The organism is Microbacterium sp. P5_E9 (assembly GCF_054049175.1).
Window position 1 is genome coordinate 1 of the sequence record NZ_JBFUMV010000011.1, and the last position, 19,610, is coordinate 19,610.

The following is a 19,610-nucleotide window of genomic DNA, read 5'->3' on the forward strand; positions in this document are numbered from 1 at the left end:
GCCCGGAGCTGCCGCACGCGACGTCGTCGTTCCCTTCCGGGCACACGGCGGCGGCCTTCGCGCTCCACGGCACGCTTGCCGACCTGCTCGATCACCACGGCACCCGTGGCGCGCGGCTCCTGGGCCCCTTCCTTCGGTACGGGATTCCCGGGGCGATCGCGTTTTCGCGGGTCTACCGTGGCCAGCACCACATCTCGGACACCGTCGCGGGCGCAATGCTGGGACGGTGGAGCGCCGCTGTCGTGCGGCGACAGCTGATGTCGTAGGCGGGCGGGACGCCCCCGCCCGACGACCGCTCGGGTCCTGCAAGTGGCCTGTTTTGCGACCACCGCAAGCAAGGATCCCTCTGCGTGCACTAGCTTCGAGGACCGCTGAGGGCCCTGGCCGGTGCGAGCAGCCGATACTGATCGGGCGAGGGACGGCGCCGAATCACGTCTACCTAATGTTTCGAGTGTGGGATTCGTCGAGCCCGGGGCGCACGCCAACCGGATCCGTGGCCGCCAGGACCGCATCACCCAACGCTGCCGACTTCTGTCGGAACTGCCGGGCGAAGCCCCGATTCGGCGTCGCGGCCCGGGGGCTCGCCATTATTCCGTCAGGCCGACGACTAGGAAGTCGATGTGGATTCCGGTGACTGTGCCGTCGGCGGCGAGGGTGCGCTCCAGTGCATAGAACCCGTCGTCGCCGTAGCCGGCCCGCGCCAGGATCAGGTTCTCCCCGCGAGTCGCCAGAGGCAAGACGACGTTTGCAGTGTCGACCGGTTGTGGGCCGTCACTTTTCGCCTGCGCAAACCAGGAGTCGGGCCTGCCTGAGTTGAAAATCTCGGAGCGCCAGTCGACTGCTGCACCGGGCATGCAGCGGGTCGCGGCTTCCGCGTCGACGAAGGCGACGGTGCCGGCATCGACCTCTATACCCCAGTACCGGCCGGGGTCAGGTGGTCCGTCAAGACTCGGGGCCGGCTCGAGGGACGCTGCTTCCGACGCGGAGAGCACGACGGAGAGATATGCCTCCCGCCACTGCGACCCGTCTTGGGCTTCTGACAGATCCGCATAGGTCACTCGCACCGGGTAGTGGCCTGACGGGACCGGGATGACGAGCGGCGCATCGAGGTTCACGTATGGGTCGCAGACGCCGAGCATCCCCGAATCAACATGCAGTTCGCCAAGGTCCACAACAGTCAGTTGCACCGATCGCCCATCAGGCAGCGGAGCCTGACCGGAAGCCAACGCGTAGTGATCGCCGATATCCATGTCTCGATCATGCCGTCCGGTCGATCTTCCAGGTACCGGCGACGCGACCTGCGGCCTCCCGACCGCATAGAGGCGTCAACTGCTAGTGGGCTTATTGCCCGCAAGGGGATCGTTTTCGATCCGGGCGCGAGAAGCTTCACGCCCTTAGGCTCAATGTGATCGAGAGGTGTCCGAGTGATCGAGGTAGCTGGTCTGACGCGGCTTTTCGGCTCTCGCGTGGCCGTGGATGATGTCAGCTTCACCGTGCGGCCGGGCACGGTAACCGGGTTGCTCGGTCCGAACGGGGCCGGCAAGTCGACGACGATGCGGCTGATAGTGGGATTGGATCGGCCGACCTCCGGCACGGCGTTGGTGGACGGCGCACCGTTCTCCCGCTCGATGACGCCGATGTCGACGTTGGGCGCGCTTCTGGACGCGACCGCTGTGCATCCCGGCCGTACCGGGCGGACGCACCTGCGCGCATTGGCCGCGACCAACGGGATTGCCGATCACCGAGTCGACGCGGTGCTGACGATGACCGGATTGACGGATGCCGGGGCTCGGCGCATCGGCACCTACTCGCTGGGGATGCGTCAGCGGCTCGGCATCGCCGCCGCACTTCTCGGCGACCCGGCGACGCTCGTTCTTGATGAGCCGGTGAACGGGCTCGATCCCGACGGGGTTCACTGGGTGCGCGAACTTGCCCGCTCTCTCGCGGCGGAGGGCAGAACGATTCTGATCTCCAGCCACTTGATGAGTGAGATGGCGCTGACCGCTGACCGGGTCATCGTGATGGGCAGGGGACGCGTCATCACGGATGGGCCGATCGCGGACGTCATCGCGCACGCCACCCGCTCCTCGGTCCTCGTCCGCTCGCCGCGCAGCCCCGACCTGGCCGCCGTCGTCGCGACAAAGGGGGGTCGGGTGGAGAGCACCGCACCCGACGGCGCACTAGTCGTTACCGGTATCACTGCTGAGGCGATTGGGGACCTCGCCGCGGCTCACGCGATCCCCTTGCACCAGCTCACTCCCCGGCAGGGCTCGCTGGAGGACGCTTTTCTGGCCTTGACCGAGGGTGAGGAGCAGTTCGCCTCCGGCGCGCCGATTCATGAGGAGCAGCGATGAGCGTCGCACAGACCACGATCGAGCACCGCATCACGATGCGGCGTGCCATTCGGTCTGAGTCGATCAAGCTCGCCGGACTGCGCGCGACACCGTGGCTGATCGGCGCCGCACTCGTCGTGCCGTTCCTGGTCACGCTGATCTGGGCATCCGGGGCGAGCGGACCCGTTGATGCGGCCGCGATCCTCGACACCGCAACACCATCCTCGGCCGCGACGCTCATCTTCTTGATCCTGATCGCGATCATGACGGCGACCTCCGACTATGAGAGCAACGCCGCGATCCAGACGTACAGCGTCGTGCCCGCACGCATCCCCGTGGTGCTCGCCAAGTACGCGATCGTGCTCGTGGTCGCCGTGGCCATTTCGCTCGTCACTGCCATCGGGACGTTCGCTCTCGCCGACGTCTTGAGAGGCGGCGGGATGGACGCGTGGTCCCCTGAGGCCACAAGAGTCCTGCTCGATCTGGCCCTAGCCGAAACGTGCTGCGCATTGATCGGGGTCGCCGCCGGCCTGATCGTGCGATCCGCGATCGGATCCCTCGGAGTCGTACTCGGCTTCTTCTACCTCGTGCCCCTGATCCTGGGCCTCATCCCCGTCGACGCCGTGAACCTCGTCGGCAGATCTATCCCAGGCGCGTCCCTCGGCACGCTCATCTCCATCACCACCGCAGAGGGTCAGCTCGACCCGGTAGTGCTCGCCTTCACCACGGTCCTCTGGACAGCCCTATGGCTGGTCKCCGGGGCCATCACCGTCAAGCGACGAAACATCTGACGCGCATAAGCCGACCCGTCGGGTGGTTCCTGATGAACCTCCTTGGAGCTCCCTGTCACGGCATCAGGGTGCCGCAGGAGTTCTGGGCTCAATCTGCTTCTTGATCCGCTATCCAGGTCCGAGACTTCGCCTCAAGGAACGCCCCCAGAGCTGAGACCACTGAGAATTCGTAGGCGACGTTCATCGCTGTCGACGGCCTCATCGGGATCGAGCCTTCCCGCCCTTCGATGGTGATAACCCACTCCAGCGAGGGCKGTTCCGGCTGGAGGTAAGCCAGTGTGGGTGAGTTCACGAACTGGAAGACCACTAAGCCCGTATTAGCGTCGTCGGCCCCGTCCTGAACGATGACACGCGCCGCTTCCGCAGTCGGATACCCCAAACCGGCGAACTCGTCGAGCCACGCCCGCAGTGTATTAATGCTTCGAACTGGCACACCCACACTCCTGACCCAGCCCCTTGCAGACCGTCATCAGTATGCGCTTCATTAGGGCGATCGTGTCGCCACCAGCATCACGCCGCGTGCCCACACGAAGTCAGCGTGCCACGGGCCTAGAGACTGATGGGGATCTGGGCGAGCGCTGATCGGGTGGCAGAGAACCGGGCAGCATGGGACGAGTTGAACGCGGCGTTAGGGTGATCACGTGACGTCGACCCGAGGGGGAGCCCTCCTTCTGGACATGGACGGCACACTGGTCGATTCGAACGCTGTCGTCGAGCGTGTCTGGACGCAGTGGTCGCACGAGCACGGTATCGACCCCGCGCGCACGCTCGAGGTCATCCATGGTCGGCAGGGTCACGAGAGCATGGCGATTCTGCTGCCGGGGCGGCCACACACGTTCAACCTCGCCGAGAACCGCGAGCTCCTCGCCGCCGAGACGGCGGAGCTGGACGGCGTTGTCGCGATCGATGGCGCCGCACAGCTCTTGAACGATCTTTTCGGCGTTCCGCACGCACTCGTCACTTCCGCAACGCGGGATCTGGCGGTTGCGCGCATGGGCGCGGCAGGACTGCGGATGCCGGACCTGTCCGTCACCGCGGAGGACGTCCGCCGGGGAAAGCCACACCCCGACGCGTTTCTGCTCGCTGCGGCGGGCCTCGGAGTGGATCCTGCCGACTGCATCGTGGTCGAGGACTCCGCAAACGGGATCGCCGCGGGAATCAGCGCCGGGATGCGAGTGCTCGGCGTCGGTCCCGACGCCAAGCGAGCCGAGCCGACCTGGGCTATCGCATCCGTTGCATCCTGCCGCGTGACCGCCGCCGACGATGGGCTCATCCTCTCCTTCGCCGAGTGAGATCGGTCGGTCGAACTTCCTGATCAGCCCACCTGCCAGTCCACTTGCATCGAGTCAGCACGGCGGATGCCGACGCCATTGCTGATTTCATCGAGACATGGCGAATGATCTGGTCTTCTCATCCGAGGCATCCGCGATGGATGTCGAGCGCGTGCACCGCTGGCTCTCCGAGGAGTCCTATTGGGCGCGCGGTCGAACTCGAGAAGCCCACGACGCGGCGATGGCCGGCTCCCGCAACTACGGCGTGTTCGACGGCGAAAGTGGCCCACAGCTCGCCTACGCGCGGGCGATCACCGACGGTGCCACCTTCGCGTGGATCGCGGATGTCTTCGTCGCCCCGGAAGCGCGAGGTCGTGGCGTGGGAAAGCTGATCATGCAAGGCATCATCGACGACCTGGAACCGCTCGGCTTGAAGCGGACGGCTCTCTTCACCGAAGACGCCCACGGCCTCTACGAGAAGTTCGGGTTCGAGCAACTCGCCGACCCCGAGTCTTGGATGCTCCGATGGGGCCGCGGATACGGACMGAACCCTACCTAGATCGTCAACGTTGTCGGTGTCAGCCGCCGGATCGAAGGGTCGACTTGTCCGCTGGTTGAGCGAGCTGCTCGAGCAGTTCGGCTGCGCGAGCAGCCCCGCCGAGCGACCGCAGCTGTGCGCCGACGCGGGCTGCGGCATCCCGGTATGACGGGTCTGTGGTCACTCTGTCGACGGCGGCTGCGACCTGAGCCGCGGTTGGCGTGCCGGTCTTGAGATTGACGGCTGCTCCGGTCCATGCGACGCGGGATGCGATCTCGGGTTTGTCGAGGTCCCCTCCAGCGATCACGAGAGGGATGTCGTGGGCGAGCATCGCGAGCGTCCCGCCCCATCCTCCGTTCGTCAGGGCGACATCCACTCGCGGAAGGAGCTCGGCGTAAGGCAGGAATCCTGCGACCCGCGTATTGGAGGGGACGGGGAAGGGCAGCTCATCATCTCCGGGGACGCCCGTCGCCACCACCACGAGCAGGTCGTCGCGGTCGGCCAGCGCCTCCAGCGTGGGCACGATCAGGTCGGCGGGATCGATGTTCTGCGTCCCCTGCGTGACATGTACGACCCGTCGGCCTTCGAGTTCGCTCCACCACGCCGGCAGCGGATGCGACGCCTGCGGAGGCATCCGGAGCTCGCCGACGAAGTGCAGGAAGTCGGGCCGGTCGGTGCGCTCGAAGTCCAGGAGCGGGGATCCGCTCGCCACGATGAGCTGACGCGAGAAGGTGACCTCCTCCATGGTCAGCCCTCGCGGCCGGAGGCCGATGGATTTCTCGGATCTCGCGATCGCCTTCGTGAGCGATCGGGCCATGAGCGGCGCAGCCGCGCGGAGGGTGGCATCCCTCGCCTTGGTGAACGGATTCGTGCCGGGCCATAGACCCAGTCCGGCGGGAGGGCCCTGCGTTCCGGAGAGATTCAGCGGGGTGATCGAGATCGTCGCCCGGGGCCCGCCGTTCTGCGCCGTGTACAGCGCCGCGCCGATCGAGAGGTCGTCGCCGGCGATCGCATCCCACGGTTCCCTGACCCACTCCTCTCGCAGATCCTGCACCTGCCCGGCGGAAGTGTTGATGAAGACGTCTTCGACGTTGATGAGGAGCTGACTGAGCCCCTTCTTGCCCCTGAGCCGCGGGAACGTCGCGGCGAGGTCATTCTCATCGAAGTCGGGAGCGTGATGCCACGGGACGAGCCGCGAGCCCGTCGACTCGACGGCCGCGCGGAACGCCTCGCCCGAATAGACCCGCACGTCGTGTCCGCGTGCAACGAGCGCAGTCGCCACGGCGCGAACGGGGCTGACGTGCCCTGTGAACGGCATCGCCGAGAGCAGGAAGCGGGTCATGCGACCCAGGATGCCGCGTGGAATAGGATCCCGCCACCGGGGGCTTCACAAACCACGCCCGCCGGGCATCGCCCGATTGCGGATCCGCTTCGGCGGCGACGGATATGGTGGCGAGGTGACAGCGTCTGCTCCCACGAGCCCTGCCCCTGCACCACGGCCGGGTGCCATCTACTTTCTCGGGCGCGCGGTCCTGCGGCCGCTGTTCTGGCTGATGTACCGCCCGCGCATCGTTGGCCGAGCGAACGTGCCCGTGCGTGGACCGGTGCTGCTGGCGAGCAACCACCTTGCGGCACTCGACACGGTCATCATCCCGACATCCGCGGCCCGCCCCGTGCAGTTCCTCATCAAGTCCTCGTACTTCACCGGCTCGGGGCCGCTCGGCCGCCTTCGGCGCTGGTTCTTCGCGTCGATAGGCGGTGTGCCGGTGTACCGGGCAACCGGACGCGACGCGCGTGCCGCGCTGGACGCGGGCGCCAGCATCCTGCGAGCCGGCAGCGTGTTCGCGGTGTTCCCCGAGGGCACCCGCTCACGCGACGGAAAGCTGCACGCGGGTCACGGTGGCACCGCCTGGATGGCGCGCGACACGGGCGCCGCAGTCGTGCCCGTCGGGCTGATCGGGACAGCCACCATCAAGCCGCTGCGCCACCTCCTGCCGGGGAGGCCGCGTCTCGAGGTGCATTTCGGCCAGCCGCTCGATCTCGCCGACCTCGACGGTGTGCCGGATGGGAAGGCTCGTCGCGAGATCACCGAGCGCATGATGGCCGCCATCGCCGCCCTCAGCCGCCAGGAACGCTCCGGCACCATCAACGCGTCATCGCGCGACTGAGCCGCGCCGGTCAGCGGGCCATCACGCCTCGACGTGGGGGTGGCGAGCCCATGTGAACGAAACAGGTCGCGGAGAAGGGTGCTCTCGCAGGTTAGGCTCCGGTGCATGTCTGAGTTTCTTGATGACTGTGATGTCTATGCTGCGATGTCATACCCTGTGGCCATTTCGCGGGGGCATCGCGTCAAGCAGAAGGTGAATCTCAAGGCGCGGGTGGATGCCAAAACAGGCGAGGTCACGTTCTACGTGCCGCTGGACGAGATCGGCACCTTGCGTAGTTAGCCCCCCCGCGATCTGCGGGGGCGCGCCGAAACCGCTACTTCTTCCCCCCGAAGAGGCCGCCCAGCAGTCCGCCGATGTCGATGCCGCCCGCCGGAGACCCGCCGCCCGTGCCACCGCCCCCGAGCAGTCCGCCGATGATGTCCCCGATGCCGCCTCCGCCGGCGGTGCCGGCATCCGCTTGGCCTGCCGCGCCGCCCTGCCTCTTCGCGATCAAGCCGAGCACAATGGGCGCGAGGATCGGCAGGAGTTTGCCGAAGTCGATGCCGGCCGTCTTAGGCTCCGACGTGAGCTTCTGCGCAACGGCGTGCTGCTGGTCGCCGAAGATGTGCCCGAGGATCTTCTGACCGTCCGTGGTGTCGACGCGGTCGACATCCACTGTTCCCTCGCCCACGGTGCCCGAGTGCTTGTCGAGGGCATTCAGGATCGCCTGCGAGCCTTCGGGTGTCTGCGCGTTTCGCTGCAGACCGGTCAGGATCGTCGCGCCGCCCTCTTGGATCGCCTGCCGCGCAACGCTCGGGTCGACCCCGAGCTTGGCGGCGATCTCGTCCACCGGCAGTGATTTCAGGATCTCGTCGTCTCCGGCCATGATCATCTCCACACCGCGAGGTCGTTCGTCCCCGCTCGTCGTCAGGGTAGCGGCGTCCGTCGAGCGGAGCGAGGGCTTGCGATACACGGTCGAGCGTGCTCGGAATCGGGTACCCAGGTTTCGGATCAAGCCGGAACTGCGTACGAGCCGTTGCGGACGTCGTCGATGAGGGATCGGGTGGTGGGCTTCCATCCGTAGCTCGAATGGGCCTTGGCTGCGGGGAGCCGACTGGACGTCGTCATGATGCGGGCCGCCGGGCCCAGGTGCTGCTCGGCGACGACCACGGGTACCGAGGCGGTGGGTGTTGCGGTCAGGTCGCCGATGGCCGCGGCGAGGTCCTTGAACGCGAACGGGACTGCGCCGGCGGCATTGAAGATGCCCGGTACCGGCTGCTCGAGGGCGCGGAGGTACAGGTCGGCGAGGTCGTCCACATGCACGGGGTACCAGGTGTTCTCCCCATCGCCGATGTAGGTGGATGCGCCGTTCGCGACCGCCCCGGCGATGAGGCTGGTGACTAGGCCGGTGCCGCCGCGTCCGAAGATCAGTCCAGCCCTGATCACGATGCCCGACACCGCGTCGCTGCCGAGGACGATCTGCTCCGCCTTGGCCTTCACGGGCTGAGCGCTGATCTCGGGCAGCTCGGCGTCCTCGCCAGTGTCGGTCGGATCGAACCCGTAGACCAGGCCGGTCGAGGTGTAGATGACCGGCGTCGCTGACGAGGATGAGCCCGCACCGGCGACGACCGCTGCCACGGCGTCGAGTTCGAGCTGCATCGACTCGGCGGTCGCGGCGTAATCCGAAGCCGCGTAGACGACGGCATCAGCGCCCGCGGCGGCCGCTTCGAGCACGTCGGCATCGCTGATCGACCCGGCGACCGGGGTTGCGCCGAGGCTGCGCAGCCGGTCGGCGCCCTCGTCCGATCGGGCCAGTGCGTCCACCGTGTGTCCTGCCTGGAGGAGGTGTTCCACGAGGACCGAGCCGAGGTAGCCGGTGCCACCGATGATGAAGACGTTCATTGCGCATCCGTTCTGCGGCGTCTCTCGCCGCGAACTCCACGCTAAACATTGACATCAATGTCAATGTCAAGCACGATGTGCGGATGAAGATCAGTGAGCTCGCCCGCACAACCGGTGCCAGCGCCCGCTCCCTCCGGTACTACGAGGAGCTCGGGTTCATCAGCCCGCGGCGCCGATCCAACGGATACCGCGACTACGACGAGTCCGCCGTCGCAGTCGTCGGCACCATCAAGACACTGCTCGACCTGGGTCTGCCGTCCGCGTTGATCGAGCAGATCCTCCCGTGCACGCGGGGCAAGAAGGTCGAAGACCAGTGCCCCAGCATCGTCGACCAGGTGGTCGCGATCCGTGACGACATGGATGCCCGCGCTCAGGAACTGCTGCGAACTCGCGATGCGCTGTCGGAGTCGCTCACCCGAATCGGGCGTTAGAAACGGGTGAACGCCTCCCGGCAAGACGGGATGGTGCCGCCTCCACTAACGGCTTCGAGCCGCGAATCGGATTTGAAAGTACTTCGGTGCATAAGCAAGCACCATGAGCAGCCCGAAGACAACGCAGACGGCGCCGAGAATGACGTCCGAGCCGGGAAGGCTCAGTCGCCAGACGCCGAGGATCATCCAACCGATCCCGATTGCGGCCAATGATCCGTATGTCGCCGTGTTCGCGCGGGCCGTGCCGCGATTGAATGCGCGAAGCTGCGGACGAAAGATCACGGCCAGCAAGAGCAAGACGACGACGACTGCTGCAACTACCAGCCCGAACACGAATCGCCCGGTGAGCATCAACGCGATTGCTGCCGCACCCCCCAGCACGAAGAGCGAGGGCGTGACCCAACGAGGTGTGACAACGCCCGGAGCCACAGCATCCTCGTCACCCGATGAACTCCCGAGAACCATAAGGGGGATCCGCAACCCTCAGCGCGGCAGCGACTTGTACACGACCAGGCCGTTGCCCATGCTGTCGTACACCACGGCGCGGCGTTCGTGGGCGTCGTTATAGGGGCCTCGGGCAATGGCGCCGCCGGCGGCGTCGATGGCGGATGCGGCAGCATCCACATCGTCGCTCTTGATGCCAACGACGACCTGCCCGGGGATCGGGTGGTCGAGTGCGGTCGCGAGCGCCAGGGTGATCGTGCCGCCGTCGAGCGCGGCGAAGTGGTCGCCATCGCGGAACTTCAGCGGAAAGCCGAGGGTCTCGGCGTAGAACTGGATCGACGCGTCCAGGTCGTCGGTGGTCAGCACCACCATGCGGACGGCGTTCTCGGTCATCGGGTCCTCCTCAAAGTCGACGTGCGCGCGCGCGGCACCCGCCGTGCGTCCATCGTGCCCGATCCGACACAACCTCGTTGGCGCCCGATTGCTGTGTCTGACAGTGGGACGAGGGCCGACCTCCTGAATGCGATCGACGAGGAGGACCATGTACCCAGGTCTACTACTCCATCGAACTCTGAGGCGCTCCGTCGATGCGGTGCTAGCCTCGCACTGGATCGGGTGATATCGGCGCCGATCGCCCACCGTCTGCGAGGTGCCACATGGATCGGTGGTCCGCCTCTGGCCTGGTGCGAGCCGGTGCCCGGTCGTCGGCGGGGCGATTCGCGCTGCGGGTTCTGCGCGACCTGGGTAACCTCGCGCTGATCGATCGCGGCATGACCCTGGCTGCGACAGCGTTCACTTCGGTCCTTCCGATGCTGATCGTCGCGGGCGCGCTGCGCTCGAGATTGGACCCGCAGACCGGGCCCATCTTCGTCGAGCACCTCGGCTTCGACGATGCGACGGCGGACATCCTGGAGAATTCCCTGCCCGGAGGAGTGCAGGAGCTGCGGGCCACGGGCGTCATCGGCGTGGTGGTCCTCATCATCGCCGCGACCTCGTTGGCCCGGGCCCTGGAACGGGCGCTCCATACGATCTGGCATTCGCCGGCCGTCAGTCTCAAGTTCGCGTGGAGATGGTTCGTCACGGTCTTCGCAGTGATCCTCGGACTGGCCCTGATCGTCGTGACCCGAATCATCGTGCGCGGAGATGGTCCGATCCCGGTCATCGAATTCATCGCCGAGGTGGTGCTGTGGGGCCTGCTGTGGTGGATCGCGTCGTGGATCGTCATCAATCGACGCGTGAGCCTTGGTGAGCTCCTGCCCGGCTCGGTGCTGGCTGGGTTCGGGTTCGCCGTGGCCGGACTGGTGGGCCGAGTCGTCCTTCCGACGCTGTTCGCAGATTCCGCCAGTCGATACGGCGTCCTCGGCATCGGATTCACCTACATCGGATGGCTGCTCGTGCTGGCGATCATCCTCCTCATCGCGCTGACGGTCGGTCGAGTCGTCCACCTCACCTCCACCGGGCAGGCGTGGCGTCGATCTAAGTCCGCGCCAGGATGAAGCGCACCAGGCGGCGCATCGGCGCCTCGTAGCCGGTGTTCCGCGACAGGACCTGCAGGATGATGGCGCCCATGATGGCGGCGCCGATCTCGTCGGCGGGTGCGGAATCCGGCAGCTGACCCTCTCGGATCCCGATGCGCAGCCGCTCGGCTAGCTGCCGATCCACGCCCAGGCTCGTGGTGAGGCGGTCACCGATCTCCGCGTCCTCGGCGGCCGCGGCGACCAGGGAGCGCAGCAGCGACTCGCCATTGTGCGAGACGAGGATGCCAGTCACGCTCGAGACCCAGGCCTCCACGTCGGCGACGAGGTCGCCGGTGTTCGGGGCGGCGAGGTCGACCGGAAAGAGCCGCCCGTCGGTCAGGCACTCCGCGATGAGTGCGCTCTTCGATCCCCACCACCGATAGATGGTCTGCTTGCCGACGCCGGCCTGCTTGGCGATGCCTTCGATCGTGAGCTGCTCGTAGCCCACCTCCTGGAACATCTTCGCGGTCGCGGCAAGGATGGATTCGCGCGCAGCTGCGCTGCGAAGCGGTCCCGCTCGATGCTCGTTCACGGCTCCAGGCTAACTCCCAGGGAGTAGACGAGACGGTGCGTATGATCAAACGCGACTTCAAGGAGATCTCCATGGCCGCGCTGCTCTACCGCCTTGGTTCATTCGCTGCACGCCGGGCCTGGCAGGTGATCGTCGCCTGGGTGCTCATCCTGGGCCTGTCGCTCGGCGCCTTCCTCGCCTTCGGCGGGTCGCTCAGCAACAGCTTCGACATCCCCGGCACGGCGTCCGGTGCGGTCGTCGACGAGCTCACCAAAGAGCTTCCGGACAGCGCCGGCATGACGGCATCCGTCGTCTATCAGACTGATGACGGCTCGCCTTTCACCGACGAGCAGAAGGCGGCGATCTCGGATGTCGCGGCCGGCGCCGAGGACCTCGACGACGTCGCATCGGTGATCGACCCCTTCGACGCGCAGCAGCAGCAGGCGGACGGCGCTCAGCAGCTCGCCGACGGGCAGACGCAGATCGACGACGGGCGCGCCCAGCTCGACGCCGGCCAGGCGCAGCTCGATGCGGGGAAGGCTCAGCTCGACGCCGCGCAGGCGCAGCTGACTGCGGCGCGGACCCAGGCCGAGGCGGCCGGCGCCCCGCCCGAGCAGCTCGCCGTGCTCGACCAGCAGCAGGCGCAGCTGGAGGCGCAGACCGCGGCGCTGCAGGCGCAGCAGGACACGCTGGATGCCTCGCGTGCCGAGCTCGACGACAAGGCCGAGCAGGTCGAGCAGGGTTCGACGCTCCTCGAACTGGCCGACGGAATCGGCGTGGTGTCCGAGGACGGATCGACCGCGATCGTCAATGTCACCTTCAACGAGACCCGGCTGGAGCTGCCCGAAGACGCGAAGCAGACCACGATCGATCACTTCGAGTCCCAGCCGATCGATGGCGTCTCGGTCTACTTCGGATCGGAACTCGCCCAGGGCGTTCCCGAGCTGTTCGGCGTCGGCGAGGCGATCGGTCTGATCTTCGCGGGCATCGTGCTGATCGTGACGCTCGGGTCGCTGCTGGCCGCAGCCCTTCCGATCGTCACGGCGCTCGTCGGCATCGCCGTCGGCGTGACCGCCTCGCTGGCGTTCTCGGGCATCGTGAACATGGCGTCGATCACGCCGGTGCTGGGCGTCATGCTCGGGCTCGCCGTCGGCATCGACTATTCGCTGTTCATCGTCTACCGGCACCGTAAGCAGCTGCTGCGCGGAGTGCCGGTGCGCGAGTCGATCGGACTCGCGACCGGAACCTCGGGCACCGCGGTGGTGTTCGCCGGATCGACCGTCATCGTGGCGCTGCTCGCCCTCAATGTCACCGGGATCCCGTTCCTCGGGCTGATGGGCACCGTCGGCGCAGTCTGCATCGGCGTCGCCGTGCTCGTCGCGATCACGCTCGCGCCGGCCCTGCTGGGGCTGCTCGGCATGCGCCTGCTGTCGCGCCGCAAGCGCGCGACCATCGGCGCCGAGATCACGCCCGCGAAGGTGGCCAAGCCGATCACGCCGATGTCGAACCTGCGCGCGATCCTCACCGTGCTCGGCACCATCGTGGCGCTGCTGGTCATCGCCATTCCGTCTATGTCGATGCGGCTCGGACTGCCCGACGGCGGCAGCGAGCCGGCCGGTTCGACCAGCTACCAGGCGTTCCAGATCATCGAGGAGGAGTTCGGCGCCGGCGCGAACGGACCGCTGCTGGTGACCGCGACGTCAGCTGACCCGATCAGCGAAGACGATCTTCTCGCCGCCCAGGTGGAGGTGGCCGAGCAGCTCGCCGGCCTCGACAACGTGGCCGCGGTCGCGCCGATCGCGACCTCCGACGACAACACTCTCCTCGCCTTCCAGGTCGTGCCTGAAGAGGGCCCCAACAGCGAATCGACCGCGCAGCTCGTGCAGGACATCCGCGCCCTCCCGCCGGTCGGCGGAGATCTCACGCTGGGTGTGGCCGGTCAGGCGGCGAGCAACATCGACATCTCGGACGCGCTGAGCGACGCCCTGCCGATCTACCTCCTGGTGGTCGTCGGCCTGTCGTTCCTCATCATGATCCTGGTGTTCCGCTCACTCCTGGTGCCGGTCATCGCGACCGGCGGCTTCGTGCTCTCGCTGTTCGCGACCTATGGCCTGATCGTCGGCGTCTTCCAGTACGGCTGGGGCGCGTCGCTCATCGGGCTGAGCAGCACCGGACCGATCCTGAGCTTCCTGCCGGTGATCTTGGTCGGCATCCTGTTCGGGCTCGCGATGGACTACCAGCTGTTCCTCGCCTCGGGAATGCGAGAGGCCTACGTGCACGGGTCGTCGGCCAAGATGGCGGTCGCACAGGGCTTCCGGGCCGGTCGCTCAGTGGTGACCGCCGCGGCGCTCATCATGGTCTCGGTCTTCGGAGGGTTCATCTTCTCGCAGTCGACGATGATCCGGTCGATCGGCTTCGGCCTCGCGTTCGGCGTGCTGCTCGACGCGTTCGTGGTGCGGATGCTGCTGATGCCCGCCCTGATGCACCTCCTCGGCCGGTCGGCCTGGTGGCTGCCGCGCTGGCTCGACAAGGTCATGCCGAATGTCGACCTCGAGGGCGCGTCCCTCGAGCGCGACCACCCCGGAATGCAGGTGGGCGGGGTCCCGCACACGACCTAGCCGCCGCCCGGCGCGCGACCGCGTACCCAGCTGCGGGGATGATCGGCGACACGCCGGGAGAGGGATGCCTCGACCCGGCGCGTCGGCCGTCCCGCCCGCAGCTGGGTACAGGGCGAGGGTGGATTCCCCCGGCGTACGCTCGAACGGTGAAGCTCGCCTCGCTGCGCAACCCCGGAGTGCTCGCGGCCCTGGCCGCGGCCGCGCTGTTCGGCGCGGGCACCCCGATCGCGAAGCTGCTGCTCGACGACGTCAGCCCGTGGATGCTCGCCGGCCTGCTCTACCTCGGGTCAGGGATCGGGCTCGGCGTGTACCGTCTGATCCGCCGGCCGGAGCGGGTGCGTCTCGCGCGCCGCGAGCTGCTGCCGCTGGGCGGAGGGGTGTTCTTCGGTGGCGTGGTCGGTCCCGTGCTCCTGATGTTCGGGCTGAGCGGGATGCCGGCATCCGGTGCGTCCCTGTTACTGAACGCGGAGGGTGTTGCGACCGCGCTGCTGGCATGGTTCGTGTTCCGGGAGAACTTCGATCGCCGCGTCGCGCTTGGCATGGCCGCGATCGTCGCGGGGGCGGTGGTGCTCTCGTGGCCGGGACAGGCGGACTTCGCCGGGATCTGGCCGACCGTCGCGATCCTCGGCGCGTGCCTCGCGTGGGGCCTCGATAACAACCTCACCCGCAAGGTCGCCCTCCACGACGCGACGTGGCTCGCCGCGGCGAAGGGTCTGGTCGCCGGACCGGTGAACCTGGCGCTCGCGTTCGCGCTCGGGGCATCCGTCCCTCCGATCCTCAATGTCGGCGCGGCGATGCTCGCCGGGCTGTTCGCCTATGGCATCAGCCTCGTGCTGTTCATCGTCGCGATGCGCCACGTCGGCACCGCCCGGGCGGGTGCCTACTTCTCGATCGCTCCGTTCTTCGGCGCGCTGCTCGCGATCGCGCTGGGCGATCCGGTCACGATCCCGCTCCTCATCGCCGGCGCGCTGATGGCGCTCGGCGTCTGGCTGCACCTCACCGAACGGCACGAGCACCCGCACACCCATGAGCCGCTCGAGCACGATCACTGGCACACGCACCCCGACGACCACCACGACCACGCGCATGCGGAGCCGGTGGCGCCAGGCACGCGCCATCGGCATCCGCACGCGCATCCCGAACTCACCCACACCCACGAGCACTACCCGGACAGCCACCACCGGCACTCGCATCCCGCGGAGTGAGCAACCGGCTCGCCGCGAAGCGCCCGGCGCGCGACGCCGCGTACCCAGCTGCGGGGATGATCGGCGACACGCCGGGGGAGGGATGCCTCGACCCGGCGTGTCGGCCGTCACGCCCGCAGCCGGGTACGCGGTTGTCGCAGGGTCAGGCGCGGACGAGCCGGAGCCGGGCGAGCACGGCGTGCCCCGACCCATCGAGCACGTGGCCGCCCAGCGCGACCCCGCCCGCGGCGACGGCGCCGCCGAAGGCGAGGCCCGCGGCGAGGGTGAACCAGCCGAGCGCGGGGATGGCCGACAGCAGCGCGCCGATCGTCAGTGCGACGACCGGGATCGCCAGCACGAACGTCACGATGGCCACCAGGTACGAGGCGAAGATCGCGGTGGTCGCCGAACCCGCCTGCGCCGAGAACGGGTTGCGCCCGGTGCGCGCCACCGGCACCACGAGCCGCGCCGACGACACGCTCACCACGCCGATGGAGATGAGCAGGATGCCGAGGGTCAGGCCGAGGAGCGCGGGAAGGTCGGACATCCGTCCGATGATCACGGCGACGGCGAGCTGCACGATGACGGACGCCGGACCGGCCACGACCAGCAGCGCGACGGCGCGGCCGAGTCGGTCCTGCCAGCCGCGCACGCCGGCCGCGAGCTCGGCGGCGAAGGCGGTGCCGTCGTAGGAGAGCCCCGCGAACGCGGCCAGCGGCAGGATCGAGGCGACGATCGGACCGATGGCCAGGGCGAATGCATCGAGGTCGAACAGCCGCCACCAGATCAGCAGGAGCGCTGGCATCACCGGCAGCAGGAGGAGCTGCCGGGACTGCCGGGCATCGCGGAACCAGTAGATGAGCGAGCGGGCGGCGACCGCCCCGGTCGGGGTCGCCGGCACCCAGCCGAGCGGCCCGAGGCGGCCGCCGGCGATCGCACGCGGCGGACGCTCGCCGCGTACGCGCAGGCCGGCTCCGAGGGTCAGCCGCCATAGCACGACGATGCCGGCGAGGGTGCCGACCGCGACGAGCGCGGCCACCGCGGCGCCCGCGGGGTCGCCCATCGCGAGACGGCCGGGCACCGACCAGACCGCGCCCAGCGGCGACCAGCCGAGCACGTCCAGCGCCGTGATGAGACCGGAGGTCGATCCGCCGCTCGCCGCCGTCGCACCACCCAGCGTCGCGATGGCCAGCGGCACGGCGAGGGCGAGTGCGCCGAGGGCGGCGATCGCGACGCGTGCGGCCCCGCGGCCGCGCAGCAGGGTGCCGACCACGGTCGTGGCCAGCTGGGATCCCGTGATGCACGTCGCGGCGCCGATGAGGCCGCCGACGACGGCCGCCGCCACAGCGGCCGGATACCCGCGCCACGCGATCGCGACGCCCACGGACACCGCGAGGGTGGCGATGCCAGGCACCCACGTGATGCCGACCAGGAACATCGCGATCATCAGCGTGCGGGTGCGCAGCGGGAACCGCGCGAGCTTGAGGGGGTCGAGCGTGCGGTCGACCCCGTCGAACAGCAGGGGCACGACCAGCCAGCCGAGCACCAGCGTGGCGCCGCCGACGACCACCACCGCCTGCGTCACGGCGGGGGAGAGCGCCGAGGCGAGGAACATCACTCCGAGCGCCAGCAGGGCCAGCCCCGCGGTGAGCGTTCCGCCCACGATCACAGCGACCAGCTGGAACGTGTTGCGCTGCAGGGTGTTGGCGAGCACCCGGAAGCGCAGTCTCAGGAGGAGAGCAACCATGCCGGGCCCTCGCCCCGTCGTCGTCCGCCGACCAGGTCGAGGAAGCGCGTCTCGAGGTCGCCCGACCCGCGCACTTCGTCCATGGAGCCTGCGACCAGCACCCGGCCCCCGGCGATGATCGCGACGTGGTCGCACATCCGCTCCACCAGTTCCATCGAGTGGCTGGATACGACCACGGTGCCCCCGGCTTTGACGAAGCTGTCCAGGATGTCGCGGATGTTCGCCGCCGCCACCGGATCGACCGACTCGAACGGCTCGTCGAGCACGAGCAGGCGCGGCGAGTGGACGAGGGCTGCGGCGAGGGCGATCTTCTTGGTCATGCCGGCGGAGTAGTCCGCGACGAGGCGTCCGGCGTCGTCCTCGAGATCCAGCAGCCGCAGCAGATCCTGCACGCGGCCGGCGAGGGTCGTGCGATCGAGTCCGAACAGGAGCCCGGCGAAGGTGATCAGCTGCTCGCCGGTGAGCCGGTCGTACAGATCGACCCCGTCGGCCAGGTTGCCGATCAGCCGCTTGGCCTCGAGCGGGTGCTGCCACACGTCGATGCCGTGGACGAGGGCGGTCCCGGCGTCCGGTTTCAACAGCCCCGTCGCCATCGAGAGGGTCGTGGTCTTGCCGGCGCCATTGGGGCCGACGAGGCCATAGAACGAGCCGTGCGGCACCGTGAGACTCAGGTCGTCGACGGCATTCGCTCCGCCGAAGCGCTTGGTGAGGCCGCGGATCTCGAGCGCGTGCGCCACGGCCTCCATCAGTCCTCGTAGCCGATGAGCCAGGTCACGCCGAACCGGTCGATCAGCTGCCCGTCGTGCGCGCCCCACGGCCGCAGCTGCAGCGGATCGGTGACCGTTCCGCCGGCGGACAGCTGGGTGAACCACGACTCGAGGGTCGCGGCATCCGCGGTCCCCAGCAGCGAGAACAGGATGCCCTCGAGGCGCAGCGGTGCGGTGTCGCCGTCGGCATCCGCGCCGAACAGCTCGACGGGTCCGCTCAGGATGCCGTGGGCGATGGCGTCGGCCGGGCCATCCGTGCGCCCGAAATCGGCGAAGGTGTGCAGGGTCAGCTCGCCGCCGAAGATCTCGTGATAGAAGGTGAGGGCCTCTCGCGCGCGGCCCTCGAAGTGCAGGTAAGGAACAAGGCCGGTCATGATCCGAGCACCTCCGCGAGGGCGTCGGCGGCCGCGAGCGGATCGGCACCGACCGGGATGAGCACCGCCGAGGTGACGCCTGCCTCGCCGAGTTCGCTGATCCGCGCACGCACCTGCGGTGCGGTGCCCGCGAGCGCGAGCCGAGCGACCCACTCGTCGGGCAGTCGCTGCGCGAACTCGGCAGGCGACCCGCAGCGCGCGCGCAGCGCGGCGAACTCCTCGGCGATGTCGAGGGGCGTGATGTGCGGCGACCAGTCGGGTTCGCCGATCCACTCCAGCCCTGGCCGGGCGGCGGCGATCGCGTCACCTTCGGATGCGGCCACCGCCGCGATGTTGTAGGCGATGACCCGGTGCGGGCCGGCCGCGTCAATCTGGTCGATGGCCGCGCGCACGTACTCCGGCGTGCACGGCTCGGCCAGCACCGTGCCGTCGGCGACCTGCCCCGACACCTTCAGCGACTTGGGGCCGCGCACGCCCAGCACCACGTCTGGTGCGACCGCGGGCACGACGCGGGGGTCGAGCACGATGGGGTCGTCGCCGTCGATCAGGCTCGCGATGGACTCGCCACGGAGCAGCCCTTTGAGGGAGAGGACCTGGTCGCCGAGGAAGCGCAGCGGCCGGTCCGGCCAGACTCCGAGTGCGCGCATCCATCCCGGCATCCCGTGTCCGATGCCGAAGTCGACGCGACCGGGGAAGAGCTGCGCGAGCGTGGCGGCCTCCATCGCCGTGTAGGCGACGTTGCGGACGGCGGCGGGGAGGATGCCGACCCCCACGCGGATCCGCTCGGTGACGGCGAGCGTGGCGGCGGCCTGCGCGATGCCGCCGCGGAATCCGAGGTCTTCGACGACCCAGAGTTCGTCGAAGCCCAGCTCGTCGACGTGACGGGCGAATTCCAGCACGCGCCGGGGGTCCATGTCGCGGGGGAGCATGATTCCGATCTGCGGCGCTGCTGACACTGTCCGGGTCCTTTCGGTGCGGCACCGTGGAGCGGATGCCGAGCGCCATCGTCTCACAGCCGCGTGGCCGACGACCCCG

General features: G+C 68.5%; 23 protein-coding genes. 11 read left to right on the top strand and 12 right to left on the bottom strand.

Annotated elements, in window-relative coordinates; all coding sequences use genetic code 11:
- Nucleotides 1-266, top strand: a 266-nt coding sequence (locus ACXJ3V_RS13640; RefSeq protein ID WP_457100862.1) for a phosphatase PAP2 family protein, incomplete at its 5' end; no start/stop codon positions are given.
- Between the two features lie 321 nt (nt 267-587).
- Here ACXJ3V_RS13640 and ACXJ3V_RS13645 read toward each other — a convergent pair.
- A complete protein-coding gene (locus ACXJ3V_RS13645) occupies nt 588-1,250 on the bottom strand; it encodes a DUF4241 domain-containing protein (protein ID WP_457100863.1) in 663 nt (220 codons plus the stop codon).
- A gap of 174 nt (nt 1,251-1,424) precedes the next feature.
- Between ACXJ3V_RS13645 and ACXJ3V_RS13650 the strand changes: the two genes are divergently transcribed.
- Both ACXJ3V_RS13650 and ACXJ3V_RS13655 read left to right on the top strand, forming a co-directional pair.
- On the top strand, nt 1,425-2,354 hold the full coding sequence (locus ACXJ3V_RS13650) for an ATP-binding cassette domain-containing protein (RefSeq protein WP_457100864.1): 930 nt from the start codon (nt 1,425-1,427) through the stop codon (nt 2,352-2,354).
- A complete protein-coding gene (locus tag ACXJ3V_RS13655; protein ID WP_457100865.1) occupies nt 2,351-3,124 on the top strand; it encodes an ABC transporter permease in 774 nt (257 codons plus the stop codon). The genes ACXJ3V_RS13650 and ACXJ3V_RS13655 overlap by 4 nt, the downstream gene beginning before the upstream one ends.
- 88 nt (nt 3,125-3,212) lie before the next feature.
- Here ACXJ3V_RS13655 and ACXJ3V_RS13660 read toward each other — a convergent pair whose 3' ends face one another.
- Nucleotides 3,213-3,557, bottom strand: coding sequence for a hypothetical protein (locus ACXJ3V_RS13660; RefSeq protein ID WP_457100866.1), 345 nt, complete (start codon nt 3,555-3,557; stop codon nt 3,213-3,215).
- 208 nt (nt 3,558-3,765) lie between these two features.
- Here ACXJ3V_RS13660 and ACXJ3V_RS13665 point away from each other — a divergent pair, with 208 nt between their 5' ends.
- Entirely contained in the window at nt 3,766-4,416 is a 651-nt protein-coding gene (locus ACXJ3V_RS13665; protein WP_457100867.1) for an HAD-IA family hydrolase, read from the top strand.
- 97 nt (nt 4,417-4,513) lie between these two features.
- The gene (locus ACXJ3V_RS13670) at nt 4,514-4,954 is read left to right on the top strand and encodes a GNAT family N-acetyltransferase (protein WP_457100868.1); all 441 of its coding nucleotides are present in this window, start codon (nt 4,514-4,516) and stop codon (nt 4,952-4,954) included.
- A 19-nt stretch (nt 4,955-4,973) separates the two neighbouring features.
- Here the strand turns inward: ACXJ3V_RS13670 and ACXJ3V_RS13675 are convergent, their stop codons facing one another.
- Nucleotides 4,974-6,275 (bottom strand): glycosyltransferase, encoded by a 1,302-nt coding sequence (locus tag ACXJ3V_RS13675; RefSeq protein ID WP_457100869.1) that lies wholly within the window; start codon nt 6,273-6,275, stop codon nt 4,974-4,976.
- A 115-nt stretch (nt 6,276-6,390) separates the two neighbouring features.
- On the opposite strand from ACXJ3V_RS13675, the gene ACXJ3V_RS13680 reads away from it, so the two are divergent.
- Both ACXJ3V_RS13680 and ACXJ3V_RS13685 read left to right on the top strand, forming a co-directional pair.
- Nucleotides 6,391-7,101: a lysophospholipid acyltransferase family protein gene (locus tag ACXJ3V_RS13680; protein WP_457100870.1), complete on the top strand. Its 711-nt coding sequence runs from the start codon at nt 6,391-6,393 to the stop codon at nt 7,099-7,101.
- A gap of 105 nt (nt 7,102-7,206) precedes the next feature.
- Nucleotides 7,207-7,380, top strand: a complete 174-nt coding sequence (locus tag ACXJ3V_RS13685) for a hypothetical protein (protein ID WP_457100871.1) — start codon at nt 7,207-7,209, stop codon at nt 7,378-7,380.
- A 34-nt stretch (nt 7,381-7,414) separates the two neighbouring features.
- Here ACXJ3V_RS13685 and ACXJ3V_RS13690 read toward each other — a convergent pair whose 3' ends face one another.
- Together ACXJ3V_RS13690 and ACXJ3V_RS13695 are read right to left on the bottom strand one after the other, a co-directional pair.
- Entirely contained in the window at nt 7,415-7,966 is a 552-nt protein-coding gene (locus ACXJ3V_RS13690) for a DUF937 domain-containing protein (protein WP_457100872.1), read from the bottom strand.
- Nucleotides 7,967-8,091: 125 nt separating this feature from the next.
- A complete protein-coding gene (locus ACXJ3V_RS13695) occupies nt 8,092-8,982 on the bottom strand; it encodes an NAD-dependent epimerase/dehydratase family protein (RefSeq protein ID WP_457100873.1) in 891 nt (296 codons plus the stop codon).
- An 83-nt stretch (nt 8,983-9,065) separates the two neighbouring features.
- On the opposite strand from ACXJ3V_RS13695, the gene ACXJ3V_RS13700 reads away from it, so the two are divergent.
- The gene (locus ACXJ3V_RS13700; RefSeq protein ID WP_457100874.1) at nt 9,066-9,413 is read left to right on the top strand and encodes a MerR family transcriptional regulator; all 348 of its coding nucleotides are present in this window, start codon (nt 9,066-9,068) and stop codon (nt 9,411-9,413) included.
- A 45-nt stretch (nt 9,414-9,458) separates the two neighbouring features.
- Here the strand turns inward: ACXJ3V_RS13700 and ACXJ3V_RS13705 are convergent, their stop codons facing one another.
- Together ACXJ3V_RS13705 and ACXJ3V_RS13710 are read right to left on the bottom strand one after the other, a co-directional pair.
- Nucleotides 9,459-9,842: a hypothetical protein gene (locus ACXJ3V_RS13705; RefSeq protein ID WP_457100875.1), complete on the bottom strand. Its 384-nt coding sequence runs from the start codon at nt 9,840-9,842 to the stop codon at nt 9,459-9,461.
- A gap of 54 nt (nt 9,843-9,896) precedes the next feature.
- Nucleotides 9,897-10,250 carry a VOC family protein gene (locus tag ACXJ3V_RS13710; protein ID WP_457100876.1) on the bottom strand — a complete coding sequence of 118 codons (354 nt, stop codon included), beginning with the start codon at nt 10,248-10,250 and terminating at the stop codon, nt 9,897-9,899.
- Between the two features lie 263 nt (nt 10,251-10,513).
- On the opposite strand from ACXJ3V_RS13710, the gene ACXJ3V_RS13715 reads away from it, so the two are divergent.
- The gene (locus ACXJ3V_RS13715; protein ID WP_457100877.1) at nt 10,514-11,353 is read left to right on the top strand and encodes a YhjD/YihY/BrkB family envelope integrity protein; all 840 of its coding nucleotides are present in this window, start codon (nt 10,514-10,516) and stop codon (nt 11,351-11,353) included.
- On the opposite strand, the gene ACXJ3V_RS13720 is transcribed toward ACXJ3V_RS13715, so the two are convergent.
- Entirely contained in the window at nt 11,334-11,906 is a 573-nt protein-coding gene (locus ACXJ3V_RS13720) for a TetR/AcrR family transcriptional regulator (RefSeq protein ID WP_457100878.1), read from the bottom strand. The genes ACXJ3V_RS13715 and ACXJ3V_RS13720 overlap by 20 nt on opposite strands.
- Nucleotides 11,907-11,977: 71 nt before the next feature.
- Between ACXJ3V_RS13720 and ACXJ3V_RS13725 the strand changes: the two genes are divergently transcribed.
- Nucleotides 11,978-14,503, top strand: coding sequence for an MMPL family transporter (locus ACXJ3V_RS13725; protein ID WP_457100959.1), 2,526 nt, complete (start codon nt 11,978-11,980; stop codon nt 14,501-14,503).
- Between the two features lie 146 nt (nt 14,504-14,649).
- Nucleotides 14,650-15,708, top strand: coding sequence for an EamA family transporter (locus ACXJ3V_RS13730; protein WP_457100879.1), 1,059 nt, complete (start codon nt 14,650-14,652; stop codon nt 15,706-15,708).
- 142 nt (nt 15,709-15,850) lie between these two features.
- Here ACXJ3V_RS13730 and ACXJ3V_RS13735 read toward each other — a convergent pair whose 3' ends face one another.
- Genes ACXJ3V_RS13735 through ACXJ3V_RS13750 form a run of 4 tightly spaced genes read right to left on the bottom strand, consistent with a single transcriptional unit; the run spans nt 15,851 to nt 19,531 of the window.
- A complete protein-coding gene (locus ACXJ3V_RS13735; protein WP_457100880.1) occupies nt 15,851-17,434 on the bottom strand; it encodes a transporter in 1,584 nt (527 codons plus the stop codon).
- On the bottom strand, nt 17,416-18,180 hold the full coding sequence (locus ACXJ3V_RS13740) for an ABC transporter ATP-binding protein (RefSeq protein WP_457100881.1): 765 nt from the start codon (nt 18,178-18,180) through the stop codon (nt 17,416-17,418). Before ACXJ3V_RS13740 ends, ACXJ3V_RS13735 begins: the two co-directional genes overlap by 19 nt.
- On the bottom strand, nt 18,180-18,575 hold the full coding sequence (locus ACXJ3V_RS13745; protein ID WP_457100882.1) for a VOC family protein: 396 nt from the start codon (nt 18,573-18,575) through the stop codon (nt 18,180-18,182). The genes ACXJ3V_RS13740 and ACXJ3V_RS13745 overlap by 1 nt, the downstream gene beginning before the upstream one ends.
- Nucleotides 18,572-19,531, bottom strand: coding sequence for an LLM class flavin-dependent oxidoreductase (locus ACXJ3V_RS13750; RefSeq protein WP_457100883.1), 960 nt, complete (start codon nt 19,529-19,531; stop codon nt 18,572-18,574). Before ACXJ3V_RS13750 ends, ACXJ3V_RS13745 begins: the two co-directional genes overlap by 4 nt.
- Nucleotides 19,532-19,610 lie beyond the last annotated feature (79 nt).